We start from the raw sequence: 17,049 nt of genomic DNA on the forward strand, positions 1-17,049 counted from the left end.
CGACTTTCGAACGGCGCAAGTCCGAGTGCCTCGATGCGCCCCGATGTGCCGGACCCCGGCTTCCACCGAGGACGCCGGCAAAGGATCAATGGGCAGCATTCACCACGGTCGCGGTCGATCCCGGACCGCTGGAGGATGTGGCCAATACCTTCGCCGAATTCTTGACGCCGCAGACAAAAGCCCATGCGCTGAAGGATGGGGCAGCGGTGTAGTCGGATCGATCATGGTTCTTCTCGATCATCACCATCGGCGGCAGTACATCGTCATCAACATGTCGGTCATGGTCATCACCGACGGGACTGGCTGCCCCGCGCGATCTTGAGCAGAAGCGCAGGCTGACAAGTGGGTGGCAAGCGCTTTCACCGCCTCTACCCAATCTTACCCAATTGCCCCTTTTACTCATCTTATGAGCGGTTTCAGCCCGGTCTAGACCACCTGTTGTTAAGAATGGTCCGGGAGGAAGATCGTGTCTCACCATTGCACGGACGACCAGGGGTCGATCCGGGACGGTAACCCGTCCGAGCTGGCGGGCGCGGTCGCGATCGTGGCGACCCTGGATACTAAGGGCGCCGAAGCGTCTTACCTTGCAGGTACCATCAAAGCGTGCGGCCGCAAGATCCTCCTGATCGACATCGGTACATCCAACTTGATTGCCGGGGACAAACAGGATGCTGACAGTGCTCGCGTCTCTTCGCCTGCCGAACTCTTGAAAGAGATAGCCGCAAGCACGCGCAAGAAGGTTGCTGGCCTCCTGCAATCAGGCGCGATCAGTGCGATCGTTGGCGTTGCAGGTGGAAAAGGTAGCGCGGCTTTCGGGGAGATCGTATCCGATTTGCCTTATGGCTTTCCCAAGTTGCTGGTCAGCAGCGCAAGGCCAGCCCTGCTCGCAGAATTGGCGATCCACAACGACATCATCCTCTATCCGACGCTCGTCGATCTTTTCGGAATCAATGCCTTTACCGATCGGGTGCTGCAGAATGCAGGGCGAGCCATTGCAGCCATGCACTATGCGCCCGCTCAAGGTGCGCACAAAAGAAAGATTGTCGCGATCACAGCCTTCGGCGTAACGACGCCCGCGGCAAATCAGTGCATGGCGCGCCTTGCCGAGGCCGGGGTAGACGCGATTGTCTTTCCTGCCAACGGGGCCGGCGGGCGCAAAATGGAGCAGCTGATCGCGGCCGGTGAATTCGACGCAGTCATTGATCTGACCACAACAGAGCTCGCTGACGAACTCTTTGGGGGGGCCGCCAGCGCTGGACCCGATCGGCTCAAAGCAGCGTCGCAGCAATTGATCCCGCAAGTGATCGCACCTGGCGCGGTCGATATGGTCAATTTTGGTCCGCGCTCGAGCATTCCTGATCAATTTCGCGGCCGCCAGTTCTACTCCCATACGGCCTACACAACGCTCATGCGCACAACGCCTTCCGAGAACGCGAGCATCGGCCGGCTCACGGCCGAGCGGCTGTCGCGGGCAGAGGGGCCTACCATCGTCCTTTGGCCCGCGAACGGCGTTTCCGATTACGACCGCGAAGGCGGCATTTTTTGCAATCCCGAGGCCGACAGGGCTTGGCTCGACGCGCTGAAGGACAATCTTGCGCCGAAGATCGCGGTCCGCGAACTGAACTGCCACATCAACGATCCCGAATTTGCCGAGGTCGCCGCGAGCTGGATCCTCAAACAATTGGGCACGGAGGCTGATTGTAATGCGAATGTTTGAGCGCAATGAAATCCTGTCCAGGATCGCAAGCCAGATCGAAGAACGAAAAGCGGTCCTTGCGGCCGGAAGCAGCTGCGGCCTGGTCGCGAAATGTGCCGTCCTCGGAGGGGCCGACATGCTGGTGGTCTACAGCACCGGGCTGTCGCGCCTTATGGGGCTTCCCACGAGCCGAATCGGCGATTCCAACGCGCGCACGCTCGAGCTTGCGGCCGAAATCCGCAATGTCGTCTCTTCCGTGCCTGTCGTGGGCGGCGTCGAGGCGTGGGATCCTCTCCGGCTCGACCTTGACGCGCTTCTCGACAAGTTCTGGGCGGCCGGCTTCTCCGGCGTCATCAACTATCCGACCATCTCCACCATGGGTGAAAAATGGCGTGAGCGCCGAGGCCGCGTTGGGCTCGGCTTCGAGCGAGAGGTCGAGATGATTGCGACTGCCCGCAAGAAGAACATCTTCTCGCTGGCCTATGTCGCACGCGCCGAAGACGCCAAAGCCATGACGAGTGCAGGTGCCGACTGCATCGTCCCCCATGTCGGGGCAACCCGTGGCGGGCTCATGGGCCATGAGGATGGGCAGTCAATTCAAGAGGCGATCAGGCGCATTAACGACATCAACACGGCGGCACGAACCGTTCGCTCCGATGTCATCCTGCTTTGTCATGGCGGGGCGATCGCCGAGCCGCAGGACACGATCGAGGTCTACCGGTCTACTCAGTGTATCGGCTTCGTTGGCGCCTCCTCCATCGAAAGAATTCCCATCGAACGGGCGGTGAAGGCCGCGGCAGGGGAATTCAAAGCTGTCCCGCTCCCGCGACATCACTGACGTTCATCGGAAATCTTGCAGCGAGGCTGGAATGGATAAGCCGATCGGCCGATCAGGCAACGATAAGACAATCACATTCCCCCGAGGGAACAGGCTGGATCATGATTGGGAGACCGATGTACTCGTGGTCGGTAGCGGTGCGGCCGGACTATCAGCGGCGCTCTATGCGGCAAAGGCCGGATTGCGAGTTACGGTATGTGAAAAATCTCCGCGAATCGGCGGCACCACGGCGCTGTCGAACGGCATGATCTGGGTTCCTTGTTCGCCCCACGCGCGGTCTGCTAAAATCGATGACTCGCTTGCGAAAGCAAGGACCTACCTGCAGCATGAACTTGGTATCCATTATCGGGCAGGCTTTGTTGATGCCTATCTTGAGGACGGTCCAAGTGCGCTCACAGCACTTGAGAACGGGACAGAGGTCAAGTTCACGCTGGCGTCTGCGCCCGATTATCACTCGAGCCAGGTCGGCGGGGTTGACAAGGGCCGGGCGCTCAGCCCTGCACCCTATGATGGACGGCTTCTAGGCAGCGATTTTGATCTGATAGGCGACCCTATTCGTGTTGTGCTCGGCGGGATGATGATCTCGTCCGGCGAGGTGAGAAGCTTTCTGAACCCGTTCCAATCGTTTGCTTCGCTCAAGCATGTCTTGCGTCGCCTCAGCCGCTACGTAAGGGACCGCCTAAGTTACAGGCGTGGCACCGAGCTCAGCGGAGGCAATGCCTTGATCGCGCGGTTGCTCGCGAGCCTGCGCAAATACGACGTAGAGATTTGGCCGGCGTCGCCTGTTATAGACCTCATCTTGGAAGAGGGGCGCGTCACGGGGGCAGTCGTCAAGCTGATCGATTCTGAGGTTCGCGTGTGCGCCTCGCATGCGGTGATCCTGGCAACGGGCGGTTTTGCTCATAACGCGCAATTGAGAGCCGAGCTAAGCGGCCCTCACCAGCATGACGACACGCTGGCCCATCCCGATGCCACGGGAGATGGCATTAGGCTTGCGACCAGGCGCGGAGCTGCAATTGACAATGATGTGGCCTCTGCCGGCTTCTGGACGCCCGTGTCGATCCTGAAGAGCGGCAGCTGCTCGCAAATTGTCCCGTACGGCTGGCTCGACCGTGGCCGCCCAGGCGTCATTGCAGTGGGGCCAAATGGCAAGCGCTTCGTCAATGAATCCAATTCGTACCACGACATCTGCCTGGCAATCTTCAAAGGTGGATATCCGGCAGACAAGCGATTCTACTTCATCTGCGATCACGACTTCGTCCGCTTAAGAGGCATGGGACATTTGCTCCCCTGGCCCTGGACCTTGAGCATCGACAAATATGCACGCCTCGGATACATCAAGGTGGGGAAAACGATTGAAGAGCTTGCGAACCGGTTGGGGCTAGACCCTGCTGAGCTTCAAAAGACGATCGAGGAACATAACGCCCACGCCGCCGAGGGGCGCGATCCGCTTTTCAAACGTGGAGAATCGGTTTTCAACCGCACGCAGGGCGATCCTGCCGTGGGAATGAAAAATCCAAATCTTGGAGCAATCAGAAACGCCCCATTTGTCGCGCTGCCGATCGTGCCGGCAACGCTCGGAACAGCGACTGGATTGGCAACTGATACTCACGGCAAGGTCCTGGACGAAAATGGCAGGCCGATCATGGGTCTCTATGCTTGCGGCAATGACATGACCTCGCCAATGCGTGGCATCTATCCGGGAGCAGGCATCACGATCGGTCCGGCCATCGTCTTCGCATACCGCGCCGTGAACAGCATCCTGCTGTCGGCTCATCAGGGGCAAAAGGCTGCGGCTTCTAGAGCTTGACGGTGAAGTTCAGGTGCGTGGCGGCATGTATTCGCTGGGGTCGCGAAAGACATGATCCAGACATCAGTGGCAAGCAGAGATCGCTCTGAACGACGCCTTCGGACGCCCCGTCATACAGAACTCATCTCTGAGCGAGGTGGCACTCTCGGCGTTAGAACAGACGCAACTCTTTGGGATATCCAAAGCTCGTCTGGGCTGCATATCATCTCGCGCTTTGTTATTCCGCAGTGAGCCACGATCTCTAACAACACCAAACTAAAACGCTTCAGCCGCCGCAGCAGTTGAGTAAGAACGTGGACGCGGCTACGAAAGCGGTGACGGCTGCCTAGGCTTCTGGTTCTTGCCGACGTTCACATCCTGGCCAGGGAGTCCGATCAGGATGTCGCTGTCTTGGGCGATGATCTTGTGACCCTTGGAAAGCGAGTCCCGCCTTTGAGCTGAAATGTGAAGCCAAGTTCGTCAAGCCCGTAAAGGCAGTGCATGATCCAGTAGTCCTTTTCAACCAGGGCCGGAGCAATGCCCTCCGTCCGCCACAATCCGAATTAGATCCGCCAACTGCGGATGTTTGTGGAGGAAATCACGCGGCATGTAGTTCGTTGCCCCTCAGCGAACCTTCAAAGAACTTCTTGGCGCGTTCACTTCCGTATGCGCTCACCGCACGACGCAAACGCTTCTGGTCGGACTCGGCGGCTCGCTCCGCCGCTGCGCTTGAGCACTTCATCCTAGGCCTCGGCAAGCTGATCGACGTTGTTGACGAGATCTACGAGCAGGAACTCCTTCGTCAGTGACTTCGGGAAGCGTTGCCTCATGCGAAAAGCAAACTCGCGCTTGCTGAGCTCAAACTCCCTGTGGCGCTTATGATTGTAGCTCTCGGTTTTGTCGTAGAGCTGCGTCGTGCCCACACCGAGACTGTTGTAGGCGGTTCGGCGAGGCCAGCACAAACGTGTTGTCTTCAGAAACGTCCTTGCGACTTTCTTGTCGTAGGCTGAGCCTGGGAGGCCATTTTCCGCTGTCTTTCAATCATTTTGGGGCAAGGACGGGCGCGCCTGCAACCCGAAGGTCACATGCTTGCGCTTGAGCTCGGCACCAAACAATGCAGCAGTCAGGCTCGGCGACCTTGCGGCGACCAGGCGTCGCACCCCGCGCAAAATTGCTCCAGCATCGGCACGTTGTCGACCACCTCAATGACTGAGCCATCTTGCAGCACGCACACTACGTAGGTGATATGGCGACAGTTGCTTGCTCGTCGAGAGCTCCGCTACCGCAAGCACAATGCCGCTTACCAATGCCGCATTACCCCACATTACTCAGATTGCGTTGCGTTCCTGCTAGGCGAACTCGCCCTGAATATCGTGAATAAAACGTCGATCGGCGAGCCATCTTAAGAAACGCACCATCGGCCGCACCTCCAGGTGCCGGGATGAAACCTTTCAGGAGCGCCTCGTGTCACCAGCCCTTTGCATGCCAACCGCAGCTCACGCCGTCGATCAATCTGGACCGGAGGATGCGCTCGCAAGTCCGAGGAATGTGACGTAGCGACATGGATACGCTGTTTATCGCCGCGTTCGAAGTCTTGAGCTTCGGCGCCATCGTGGTGCTGGTCGTGCTCGGTCTCGGAATCATTGCCAGCATGATGGGCATCTTCAACTTCGCACAGGGCGAGTTCGTCCTGCTCGGTGCCTACATCACCTATCTCGTGCACAGCATCGGTTTGCCGGTCGTGCTAGGCATGCTCGCCGCGCCTATTGCGGTCGGCGCGCTCGGGCTCGCATTGGAAAGACTCGTGGTGCGACGGTTCTACGCGGCGCCGATCGTCGCCATGCTCGGCACCTACGCGCTCGGGTTAATTATTCGCGAGATCGTGCGCGGCCTGACTGGCGGCCTATATCTCTCGGTGCCGGAGCCGGTCGGTGGGTCCATCACCATCGGCACGCTGCATTTCGCCATTTGGCGCTGCGTGATCGTTGTCATGACCGTGCTCGTGATGGCCGCCAGCTATGCGCTGATCGCCTACACCTCCTTAGGCCTGCGGGTCCGCGCCTCGCTGGAGAACCCGTCGCTGGCGCGGGCCTCAGGCATCTCCACCGGCATGATTTACAGCGTGACCTTTGCGTTTGGTGCGGCACTCGCGGGTCTGGCCGGCGCGCTGATCGTACCGGTCTTTTCGCTGTTCGCCGATCTAGGCATCCGCTTCCTTATTCAAGGGTTCGTCGCCGTGATGGTAGGCGGGGTCGGGTCCTTTGCCGGCCCTGTCGCCGGCGCCAGCGCAATCGGCACGTTCAGTGCCGCGCTGCCCTGGCTGATGTCGCCGGTGATCGCCGACGTTCTGGTTTTCGTGCTCGCCATCATTTTCATTAAGGTCCGGCCGCAAGGCCTGGTCTCGGGAAGAGGGGTTTAACTGATGATCAACGCCAGCCAACAACTCAGCCGCCGCCGGTTTCTTCGCAATTTCGCCTTCGCCTCTGCCGCTATTACAATCGGCCCGGGCAGCTGGGTGATCCGCCCGGCCTGGGCCAACGCCGCGGAAGGCCCGATCAGAGTCGGTATCGCCACTGATCTTACGGGTTCACTCGGCTTTGCCGGCAATACCGACGCTAATGTCGCTCGCATGATCGTCAAGGAGATCAATGACAAAGGCGGTCTACTGGGGCGTCCGATCGAGCTCCTTATCGAGGACACGGCCTCCAACGAGTCGGTCGCAGTCGGCAACGTCCGCAAGTTGATCCAGCGAGACAAGGTCGACCTGGTGCTGGGAGGCATTTCAAGCTCGATGCGCAATGCCATCAAGGACGTCATCATCTCTCGTGGCAAGACGCTCTACATCTATCCGGAGGGCTACGAGGGCAAAGAGTGCATGCCCAATCTGTTCTGCACCGGGCCGGTACCGGCTCAGAATTGCGACCAGTTCATTCCCTGGTTGATCAAGAATGGCGGCAAACGTTTCGCGATGCCGAGCTCCAACTATATCTGGCCGCAAACGATCAATGCCTATGCGCGCAAGGTGATCGAGAGCAATGGCGGCGAGGTGATCTTCGAGGAGTACTATCCGCTCGACCAGATCGATTTTTCCTCCACGGTGAGCCGCATCATCTCCAACAAGGTGGACGTGGTGTTCAACACCATCGTCCCTCCCGGCGTCAGCCCTTTCTTCAAGCAGCTCTATGGAGCGGGCTTCTCCAAGAACGGCGGGCGGCTGGGCTGCGTCTACTATGACGAGAACACACTTGTAATGAACCAGGCCAATGAGATTGAAGGTCTCGCAAGCAGCCTTGACTACTACAAGGCTTTGACATCCGAGGACCCGGTGAGCGCCAAGATTCAGGCGGCGTACGACGAACAGTTTCCTGCCAAGTTCCGGTTCTCGGCAGGCAGCGCCGCCACTGGCACTTATCGAGGACTGAAGCTGTGGGAAGCTGCGGTAAAGGAAGCTGGCACGATTGACCGTGTCGCGGTAGCTGCTGCCCTGGATCACGCCAAGATCGAGGAAGGTCCGGGCGGGCCGGCGGAGATGGTGCCCGGCAAGCGCCACTGCAAGATGAACATGTACATCGGTGTGGCGAAGGGCGGCCAATACGAGATCGTAGCCCGTAGCGCCGGCCTGGTCGACCCGAAGGAGTGCTGAATGTCTCAGGTATCGTCGACCAGCACCGGAACCCGTGCAGCGTCCTGCGTGATCGAAGCGTCGCAGACCCTCACTATCAGTGCGTCTGCAAGCGCCGGCCGCCAAGAGGTGCTTCCAGTTATCGAAGTGGCGGTGCTGATCATCGCAGCGGTCGCGCCGTTGCTGCTGCAGGACTACATCACGGTGTATGCGACGCGGGTGCTTATTCTGTGCCTCTTCGCATTGTCGTTCGACTTGGTGTGGGGCTATGCCGGGATCTTGAGCTTAGGGCAATCGTTGTTCTTCGGCATGGCCGGCTATGGCGTGGCACTGCTTTCACGGGATTTCAACGTGGCGTCGATCTTTGCCGTAATTCCGCTCGGTACTCTGATCGGCTTCGTTGCTGCGTTGCTGCTGGCCGGTTTCCTGCTGCTCGGCCGCCACGCCTCCAGCATCGTCTTCGTCTCGCTCGGCACCATGACCGGAGCTTACGCGGCCGACCGGCTGGCGCGCGGTTCATATTACCTTGGTGGTCAGAACGGAATCCCTTCGATCCAATCGATGAGCATCGGATCGTATGCACTGAGCGAGGGACCGGCTTTCTATTACTTGGCGCTGGTCATTCTGATACTGGTTTACCTATCGTCGCGCTTTCTGTTGCGCTCGCAGTTCGGGCTTGCGCTGGCGGGATTGCGGGAGAACGAACAGCGCATCGCATTCTTCGGCTACAAAGTTCAACACCTGAAGGCAATCATTTTCGCAATAGGTGGCGCGATCGCAGGCATTGCCGGAAGCCTTTATGCGTTCCATGAGGGCTTCGTCTGGACCACCATGCTGGGGGTCGTGATGTCGACCCAGGTCGTGCTCTACGTCCTGTTCGGCGGCTCTGGGACATTGATTGGTGCCGTGATCGGCACCGCAATCGTCGAGGGCCTCAGTTTCTGGCTCTCCGACAACTATCGCGACATCTGGCCGATCATTCTCGGCGTCTTGCTACTGCTCGTCATCCTGTTCCGGCCGCTCGGCCTGATCAGCCTGGTGCTCGGTGAGCGGGAGCGTGTCGGTAGCTTCGGCCCGAGCCCGAAAGAGATACGTAAAGAGATACGTAATGCCGCTTCTTGAAGCCGCCGGAATATCCAAGGTCTTCGGCAAGCTCATCGCGCTGGACGGTGCCGCGCTCACAGTTGACGAAAATGAGTTTCATGGCCTCATCGGACCGAACGGCTCCGGCAAAAGCACCTTGATGAAGTGCCTGGCCGGGGCGGAAGTACCGACACAAGGAAAGGTCAGTTTCGCCAACACCGACATCACCGCGTTCACACCGACAGAGCGTGCAAGGGCGGGTATGAGTCTGAAATTTCAGATCACCTCCGTACTACCGGCGCTGACGCTGTACGACAACATCCTGCTCGCGCTGCAGGCCCAATCCTCGCTGCTCGATCTGGTGTTCTCGCGTACTCGAGGACGACTGCACGATAAGGTCATGATGATGCTTGACCAATTCCGCCTTGCCGATCGAGCCTTTGATGCTGCGGCTGCGTTATCGCACGGCCAGCAGCAATGGCTGGAGATCGCGATGGCGCTCGCAGGCCATCCGCGCCTTCTGCTCTTGGACGAGCCGACCGGCGGCATGAGTCTCGAGGAGCGTCGCGTCACCGGCGAATTGCTGCAGCCGATTAAACAGCATTGCTCGCTTATCATCGTCGAACACGACCTGGATTTCATCCGCGACATTTGCGACCGCCTGACGGTGCTCGATCAGGGCAAGGTCCTGGCGTCAGGTACGGTTGCGCAAATCCAGGCCAACAAAAACGTCCAGGAGATTTATCTGCGCCGTGCCTGAATTCCTCGATATCAAGTATCTCGACGCTGGCTATAGACGCAGCCAGGTTCTGTTCGGCGTCAATATCGCCATTCCCTTGCGCGGTGGTGTGGCTATCCTCGGTCGCAACGGCGCCGGAAAAAGCACGCTCATGAAGGCCATCGTCGGCGAGCTGCCGATCTGGAAGGGCGAGGTGCAATTCGATGGCCGCGACATCAAGCGTTGCCGGACCGACGAGCGGGTGCGCGCCGGCATTGGCTACGTGCCGCAGGAGCATTCGGTGTTTGCGCGCCTCTCGGTCCGCGACAATCTCGCGGTCGGATCGGTTTTCCACCGCGATGCATCGGCCGTAGATCGGGTAATGGGAATGTTTCCGAAACTCGGCCAGCGCCTGGATCAGCCGGCCGGAACGCTGTCCGGCGGCGAGCGCAAGATGCTGGCGATCGCGCGCGCGATGCTGGGAAAGCCAAAGCTGCTGTTGCTGGATGAGCCGACCGAGGGCGTCTGGATCGGCGTTATCGAGGAGATCACCGAGCGCTTGAGCGAGCTTGCCAGGGACATCGCCGTCATCATCGTCGAGCAACACCTCGATCTCGCAATGCGCATAGCGGATCATGCGTATGTGCTCGATCGCGGCCGCGTCGCGCTTTCGGGGCCTTCGCAGCAGTTGCGCGGCGACCCCCGTCTTTTGTCGTATCTGGCGCCATAGGAGCATCGCCCCGGCTCTCATCGCGTGGGCGGAGAAGCGGCTTCATCGACTTCCATACAACGACTGTGCGGGACGGACAATGTCTGATGGAATTAACCAATTTGTTAATGCGTGCGAAGTCGTCGACGTGCATGAACATCACATGCCCGAGGTCGCCCTCAGCCGCGACGTAAACCTGCTGAAACTGTTTCAACAGAGCTATGCGGCTTGGACAAACTATGTCCTGCCATCCGAACCTAAGGCGACTAGCAGTATGATATCTGCTGCAACTGAGCCGACCACTTGGGAGGCCCTTGCGCCATTCTTGGAGAAGAGCGGCTCAAACGCATTCGTCCGTAACCTCGTGGGTGGAATTGCTGACCTTTATGGCGTTGGTGACAACGGAATTACGCGTGAAAACTGGGAGGCGGTAGACGCTTCAGTACGCTTACGCCACAAGGATCCGAAATGGCCAATCGAAGTCATTGGGCGCGCCGCCATCAAGAGGATCGTAACGGACCCCTTTCTCGACCCATTGCTCGACCCGCGCCCGGTCCTTGGCGAAAGATACGACGCCGTCCTGCGCATCAACGCATTTGCCTTAGGCTGGCATGCTGAATCTCGCGATCACAATGGAAATTCCGGACATACGTTGCTTGGACGTCTCGGCATGGAGGTGAAAACCTTCGACGATTATTGCGCCGCGATCCGCGAACTCGTAGCCGGATGCGCCGGGCGCAATCAGATTGCGCTCAAGAACGCGCTCGCCTATGACCGGGATCTAAGCTTTGACGAACCGAACGAAGAGCTGGCTCGGCAGGCGTGGGGGCAAATGTCGCCTTCCCCTGGAGCGCGCAAGGCTTTCAGCGACTTTGTTGTCGACTTGTTCTGTCAACTCGCGGCCGAGGCGGATCTACCCGTTCAAACTCACCTCGGGACCGCGATCATAAGCGGTTCACATCCCTTGCGGATTGCGCCCTTGATTGAGCGTCATCCTCGGACCCGCTTTCTGCTGATGCATTTGGCCTATCCCTGGAGCCGGGATTTATTGGGAATGGCGTTTGTGTACCGAAATGTTTGGTTAGATTTGTGTTGGTCTTTTCTGTTGAGCCCATCTCATTTCAAGCTCGCGCTGCACGAGGCCATTGAAGTCTTGCCGGATGAATCGCGATTGATGCTCGGAGGAGATTGCCTCCACGTTGAGGAGACGTTCGCGGCGATTCAAAGCGCGCGCCAATTGGTTGGCGAAGTTCTGGACGAGAAAATTGCGAGCGGTTACTTTCGATCCCGCAACGCCGAACGATTGGCGGTCAGGATCCTTTGCGAGAACGCGACCGAGTTTTTTGCCATGTCTTGATTATGGGGACGAGTAACAGGTTTTGACGCTGTTTGTCTTGGTTCGAATCTAGGTTCCCCAGCCAGTCTTCGTGCTTGCAGAAAATCCCTGTGATATCCGAGGCTTAATCGTGTCGCAGGACGGGCGTGCGTACCCAAACACGTACCCACGTCGCCTCACCGTAGTCCACTTCAATATTGTGCCTAGGGAAATAAAGAACGCAGCCGTAAGCAGTCGAAGCGACGCCGCGCGCCCAATTAGCGAATCCGCCGGAGCGGTTGTATCTTTACGCGAGAGAAGCTCACGCTCTCTTTGCATTTGAAGGACTAGACAAATCGTTCCCTTTCTGTTCTATTGCCTTTGAAGGCAAGGCTTTTCATGAGCGCGGATCAACGTGAGAGGTGCTCAATCGAGCACATTGGAAAGCAAAGGAATGGCAAGCCGCGGTACTGGTGTCGGACGCACCGGTCCAGCGCGACGGGCCATAACGGTGCGCGCCTGGCCGAGTGTCACGACGCGGCGAAACCTCATAAGCCCATAAAAGGGTTGGAGCTGGACGTTTCGGCCCATCCCGGCGGTGTCGCTTTGTGGGGAGCCGTCGAGGCCGTCTACGACACTTCTTCAATGCCCCCAGAAATCGGCATCCACGTCCACGCACGAGCTGCCGCGGAGGGACACAAAGAGGTGGATGATACTTTTGACCGCGTGGTGGTTATTCTGTCTTCAACTGAACGGGCGACCATCACCGGTGACACGGCTATTAGTTTCTATCTGAGCCAATTTCTGAAACGCGACGTCAAACTTCTCCACTGCCCGCACTGTCAGGAAGCGCATTTGGATGCTGGCTACTTTGCTGTCAATCCTCACCGCAGGCACATGTGCCAAGCTTGCGGACGACAGTTCAACGACTCGGAAAAATCTATATCAAACCCCGTGTCTCGCCTTCAGATCGCGCAGCAGAAAATTGAGCCGATCAGAGCCCCCCGAGTCTTAGACGTGAAGCAAGCCTCTTACCCGGGAGGAGTTCAAATCTGGGCATCTAATCCGGCACTCCTGTGGACTTCGCAGCGTCCCGAAGAAGCCGGCCTGCACGTTCACCTTTATGACGCTCATGGAGACATCGTCGTTGACGACACTTTCGACAGTGTCACGCTTGATGGTGTCGAGTTAAATGAAGATCACATCCAATATTTTATGGCTCAACAGGCTTTGCCTTATCTCTCGGATAAAGTGACCAGCCTAACTTGCCCGCGCTGTGAGATTGCGCACTTTGACACCGGTGATCTTGCGTTTTCTCCGCATCGTGAGCACACATGCGACCATTGCAACGAAAAGTTTGTTTCGAAGGAGCGGCGCAAGCTTGTTGTGAGCAATCCCTTCGAAGCTGTTCGAAAACGCCTAAGGGCGAATTGGCAATCCAATCGAATTTGACGCGCGGAGACGATTCGTGAAGGGTTACGTTTACATATCAGGCAGTGGCACTGATCCTAATGCACGCGGCAACATGAACGATCCAATCCTGTTCAGTAAAACTCCCACGTTGGGAGCGTGCATGCCTAACATACGACGGGTGGTGATGCCCGGTGACTTCATATTCGTAGTCAGCGGAAAGGTGCCCGCAATTCAGCAATATGTTGTCGGCGGAATGGAGGTCGCCGAAAGAATTGATGCGTTAGCTGCCTATCGGAGGTTTCCAGAAAATAGACTTCATACCGGCGCGAACGGTTTCGTAGAAGGTAACGTCATCATCGATGCAGAAGGCAATCAGCATCCGCTGGATACGCATAAGCCCGATACTTTTGAAGAGCGAGTCAAAAACTTCATTGTGGGCACCAATCCTGTTGCTCTTGAAAGCGATCGGGAAGTTGCAATGGGTCGCGACCAAACCCTTCCTAAGCTATCAGAGTTGATCGGCAAGAAAGGAAACCGAGTTTTCGACGTGATGGGTCGCTGTGCAAAGCTCAACCAAACGCAGGTTCAAGACATGCTTTCTTGGTTGCAGGGAATTAAGGCGTCTGCCGCCTTAACGCGATCATGAGCAGGGTCGCCACCTTTCTCAGGCAGTTGCCCCTGTCGCCCGACGAGATAGCGAGTAAATCGCGACTCTCAACTGACCGAATTCGCGCGTTTTTGGACGGTGATGAAGACCCGACTTTGGCTGATCTCCGCGCGTTGTCACGCGGGTTAAGAGTCCCTCTTCGTTCGTTCGCTTCGGACAGCGCGGCGAAGAGCGACCTTGGGATGTTGTTTCGTCAGACCGTCGCTTCAAGGCCTGATCGCGGAGTGGAAGCGGCAGCGGGATTTGTCGAGGCCGCGCTGAAGCTACTTCCACCGCGGGATACGCCACCGCAGTGGCTCTCACAATTTCGTTTTGAGCAAGAGACGTACGAAGAGGCAGAGCGCCTCGCGAATGAATTTCGTCAGATGTTGTTGCCGGGGCAGCTCGACGAACCACTTACCGAATTGCCTCGACTGATCGTTGGCATGGGCGCGATACTCGGCAGGCTCGAGACTTCTCGTTTCGAGGGCGCGTCTGTCGTGGCTGACGGCTATCCCTTCGTATTCGTGTCGCCGCGGTTCGCGGGACGAATGCTGTTCACGCTCGCGCACGAAATCGGCCATCTAATAACGCATCACAAGAACTCCAATCGATCGGTGACTTTCGATCTTGCTGGACAGATTGGGGGGCTTAATAGACATCGGACGCAAGCGGAGCATTTCGTAAACGCGTTTGCGTCCGTGCTTCTACTCCCCGCACACGGCGTAGGAATGTTCCTACAGCAAGTTCGCGGCACTCTCGGTATTACCAATCCGGCAATCGGCGACATCGAGATATTGTATCTGTCGCGCTTCTATGGGGTAAGCTTCGATGTAGCAGCGCGTCGCTGCGAAGACTTGCAGCTTCTTCCATCGGGCGGGGCAAAGTCACTCGCCGACCATCTTCGGGTCTACTTTGGCGGTCCCGAGAAGCGAGCGGAGGCACTTCGTTTGCCTCAGCGCGCGCCAGTGCACATCCCGCGTGTATCGAAGAACCTCCTGAGTGTTGCTGCGGAAAAAGTTGAGCAAGGAGAAGTTTCAATCGGTTGGGTAACGGACCGCTTGAACTGTTCCATCAACGACATCTACGGAGCGCGCATCAGCGGTGAGGGACGTCGTGGACCTCATCATTGATGCGAGTTCAGTAATCAACCTTTCGAACGCCGGTGCGCTAGAGGTCGTCGCAGTCCTGCCTGACGTAAATGTTTGCGTCTCTCCCTTAGTGGTGGGTGAATGCGAGCCGACCTGTGCGGCGGAGCTCCTCGCACTTCAGGAGCGAGGCACGATCAGGTTCGTGGACCCAAACGAAGTTTCCTCTGAGCGCTTTCTGGCCTTGCTTGACGAACATGAGCTTGGCGAGGGCGAAACTGAATGTTTGGCGCTGCTTTTAGACGGAGACTACGTGTTCTGCTGCGACGACGGAAAAGCCAGGCGCGTTGCAATCGGCTCGGCTGACGAGGGCCGGGTGGTCGGTAGCCTTCGCCTCCTAAAATGGGCTGTTGAGGCTGGGCTTTGCACAGCCAAGCAGGCCTTTGAATATTATCAGCGGATGAAGGCGGCCGGCGGCTTCCTGCCTGATATACCGTGTGAATGGTTTCAAGCCTAAACCTGCTGGCTTCGCGCTTAGTCTGGGCCCGCCCGCAAGGGGACTTAACGTGCACCTGACGCGACCCCTTGGGCGCGGACAAAAACACTTAGACACCCGCACTCTCACGAGCTGGCATTTATGCGCGGGGCCTCAACGCTCTTTCCAAAGCAGAACCACGTTGGGTGCATCTTCCGCCGCACGAGAAGTGGCATCCTGAAGACCCTTGCGGCAGAGTTGTTCAATCCCCCTGAGCAACACGACACACGACCTGTAGCCGCTCGGATGCGATGCGGTCTGAGCCCTCGGTTAACGCTTGGATATGCTTCAGTGCGATATCAGGGGACATCGGCGCGCCTTTCACTTCGCAATTCAATGCCCTATCCACCAAAAGAGTGCGACTAAGATCACCGCAAAAACCAACAATCGGGCACGCCAATTCTTCGGGGCGCCCCACGAGTTGGTTTCGGTTGGCTTGCTTTCTCCGTTCGCGAACGTCATCAGAAAGAAAGCCGTCCACGGAGACACGGAGCTCCCGACCCGATAATTCCCAACTCGACGGGAAATCCAGACGCGCCTCTGCTTGAATTGGTTTCGTTTGTAGTCCTTGTACGACTGTCCCACGCCGCGTCTCCCCGCAGTCAGGGCTGGAGAGTAGCAGCCTGTTGAGCATTGAACAGGGGCGACGCTACTCTCTGTGGGCGAGCGGCTTGAACGAAAGTCGAGACTTCTGCACATTTCGGTTGACGCTGAAAGCACTCGCGTTATTCTGTGCGAAAGTCATGAACGAAAGTCGGGAGCTGGGGAATGGCGATTTATGGCTATGCGAGGGTGAGCACGGACGGGCAGACCTTGGAGGCGCAGGAGGCCGCGTTACGAGGCGCTGGAGGCTGCACCAAGGTGTTCTCGGAGAAGCGCTCCGGTGCCAGCACAGATGGACGCAAGGCCCTTCAGAGGGCGCTGGCGGCTCTTCAGCCCGGTGACGTGCTGGTGGTTACCCGGCTAGACAGGCTGGCGCGCTCGACGAGGGACTTGCTCAACACGCTCGACGTCATCACCAAGGCCGGTGCCGGCTTCCGGTCGATTGCAGATGCATGGGCTGACACGACAACCCCACACGGCAAGCTGATGATTACAGTGCTCGGTGGGCTGGCTGAGTTCGAGCGCTCGCTCATCCTCGCCCGTACATCTGAGGGCCGGGAGAGAGCCAAGAAGCGCGGTGTCCATATGGGCAGGCCGAAGGCGCTCAACCGCGATCAGCAGCGAGAAGCCATTGCCCGGAGAGCGGCCGGTGAGGCACTCACGGACATCGCTAGGACGTTCGGCGTGAGCCACACGACGATTGGCAGGCTGGCCGCGAGTAGCTGAGGAGACAGCGCGGGACGCAGTCGAAGCTCTCTGAAGGCGGAAACGGAGGGCCTGGCCGGTCGGCGGGTGGTCAGAGGGAAGCCGCTACGGAGGTGTGAGGGCCAAGGCGGCACAGAAGGCCGGAGACCTCGTGCCGACATTACTGAGATCAGGAATGGGGGCGCAGGCTCTCTGAGGGAGGTTGCGAAGGCCCTCACGGAGCGCGGCATACCGCAGCCGAGCGGGAGCATGGGCGCGTGGTCGGCCGTGCAGGTGAGCAGGGTGCTGG

16 protein-coding genes are annotated in these 17,049 nt (G+C 58.3%); 14 read left to right on the forward strand and 2 right to left on the reverse strand.

Going from position 1 to position 17,049, the window contains the following annotated elements:
* Positions 1–85: 85 nt before the first annotated feature.
* Positions 86–247 (reverse strand): hypothetical protein, encoded by a 162-nt coding sequence (locus IVB12_RS18595; protein WP_247301015.1) that lies wholly within the window; start codon positions 245–247, stop codon positions 86–88.
* Between the two features lie 219 nt (positions 248–466).
* Here IVB12_RS18595 and IVB12_RS18600 point away from each other — a divergent pair, with 219 nt between their 5' ends.
* Genes IVB12_RS18600 through IVB12_RS18610 form a run of 3 tightly spaced genes read left to right on the forward strand, consistent with a single transcriptional unit; the run spans position 467 to position 4,344 of the window.
* Positions 467–1,717 (forward strand): Tm-1-like ATP-binding domain-containing protein, encoded by a 1,251-nt coding sequence (locus IVB12_RS18600; protein WP_247301016.1) that lies wholly within the window; start codon positions 467–469, stop codon positions 1,715–1,717.
* On the forward strand, positions 1,710–2,534 hold the full coding sequence (locus IVB12_RS18605) for a phosphoenolpyruvate hydrolase family protein (RefSeq protein WP_247301056.1): 825 nt from the start codon (positions 1,710–1,712) through the stop codon (positions 2,532–2,534). Before IVB12_RS18600 ends, IVB12_RS18605 begins: the two co-directional genes overlap by 8 nt.
* 31 nt (positions 2,535–2,565) lie before the next feature.
* Positions 2,566–4,344, forward strand: coding sequence for an FAD-dependent oxidoreductase (locus tag IVB12_RS18610; RefSeq protein ID WP_247301017.1), 1,779 nt, complete (start codon positions 2,566–2,568; stop codon positions 4,342–4,344).
* A 722-nt stretch (positions 4,345–5,066) separates the two neighbouring features.
* Here the strand turns inward: IVB12_RS18610 and IVB12_RS18615 are convergent.
* Entirely contained in the window at positions 5,067–5,246 is a 180-nt protein-coding gene (locus tag IVB12_RS18615; protein ID WP_247301018.1) for a hypothetical protein, read from the reverse strand.
* Between the two features lie 638 nt (positions 5,247–5,884).
* Between IVB12_RS18615 and IVB12_RS18620 the strand changes: the two genes are divergently transcribed.
* From IVB12_RS18620 to IVB12_RS18670, 11 genes are all read left to right on the forward strand, one after another.
* On the forward strand, positions 5,885–6,742 hold the full coding sequence (locus IVB12_RS18620) for a branched-chain amino acid ABC transporter permease (protein ID WP_247301019.1): 858 nt from the start codon (positions 5,885–5,887) through the stop codon (positions 6,740–6,742).
* Between the two features lie 3 nt (positions 6,743–6,745).
* The gene (locus tag IVB12_RS18625; protein WP_247301020.1) at positions 6,746–7,966 is read left to right on the forward strand and encodes a substrate-binding protein; all 1,221 of its coding nucleotides are present in this window, start codon (positions 6,746–6,748) and stop codon (positions 7,964–7,966) included.
* Positions 7,967–9,067: a branched-chain amino acid ABC transporter permease gene (locus IVB12_RS18630; RefSeq protein ID WP_247301021.1), complete on the forward strand. Its 1,101-nt coding sequence runs from the start codon at positions 7,967–7,969 to the stop codon at positions 9,065–9,067.
* The gene (locus IVB12_RS18635) at positions 9,054–9,788 is read left to right on the forward strand and encodes an ABC transporter ATP-binding protein (protein WP_247301022.1); all 735 of its coding nucleotides are present in this window, start codon (positions 9,054–9,056) and stop codon (positions 9,786–9,788) included. The genes IVB12_RS18630 and IVB12_RS18635 overlap by 14 nt, the downstream gene beginning before the upstream one ends.
* Positions 9,781–10,476, forward strand: coding sequence for an ABC transporter ATP-binding protein (locus IVB12_RS18640; RefSeq protein ID WP_247301023.1), 696 nt, complete (start codon positions 9,781–9,783; stop codon positions 10,474–10,476). The genes IVB12_RS18635 and IVB12_RS18640 overlap by 8 nt, the downstream gene beginning before the upstream one ends.
* A 79-nt stretch (positions 10,477–10,555) precedes the next feature.
* The gene (locus IVB12_RS18645; RefSeq protein WP_247301024.1) at positions 10,556–11,812 is read left to right on the forward strand and encodes an amidohydrolase family protein; all 1,257 of its coding nucleotides are present in this window, start codon (positions 10,556–10,558) and stop codon (positions 11,810–11,812) included.
* Positions 11,813–12,337: 525 nt separating this feature from the next.
* A complete protein-coding gene (locus IVB12_RS18650; RefSeq protein WP_247301025.1) occupies positions 12,338–13,222 on the forward strand; it encodes a hypothetical protein in 885 nt (294 codons plus the stop codon).
* 16 nt (positions 13,223–13,238) lie between these two features.
* Positions 13,239–13,829 (forward strand): hypothetical protein, encoded by a 591-nt coding sequence (locus IVB12_RS18655; RefSeq protein WP_247301026.1) that lies wholly within the window; start codon positions 13,239–13,241, stop codon positions 13,827–13,829.
* On the forward strand, positions 13,826–14,962 hold the full coding sequence (locus IVB12_RS18660; RefSeq protein WP_247301027.1) for an ImmA/IrrE family metallo-endopeptidase: 1,137 nt from the start codon (positions 13,826–13,828) through the stop codon (positions 14,960–14,962). The genes IVB12_RS18655 and IVB12_RS18660 overlap by 4 nt, the downstream gene beginning before the upstream one ends.
* Positions 14,946–15,434, forward strand: coding sequence for a hypothetical protein (locus tag IVB12_RS18665; protein WP_247301028.1), 489 nt, complete (start codon positions 14,946–14,948; stop codon positions 15,432–15,434). Before IVB12_RS18660 ends, IVB12_RS18665 begins: the two co-directional genes overlap by 17 nt.
* Before the next feature lie 786 nt (positions 15,435–16,220).
* Positions 16,221–16,781 carry a recombinase family protein gene (locus tag IVB12_RS18670; RefSeq protein WP_247301029.1) on the forward strand — a complete coding sequence of 187 codons (561 nt, stop codon included), beginning with the start codon at positions 16,221–16,223 and terminating at the stop codon, positions 16,779–16,781.
* Positions 16,782–17,049 lie beyond the last annotated feature (268 nt).

The organism is Bradyrhizobium sp. 179, from assembly GCF_023073535.1.
In the GTDB taxonomy this organism is placed as follows: domain Bacteria; phylum Pseudomonadota; class Alphaproteobacteria; order Rhizobiales; family Xanthobacteraceae; genus Bradyrhizobium.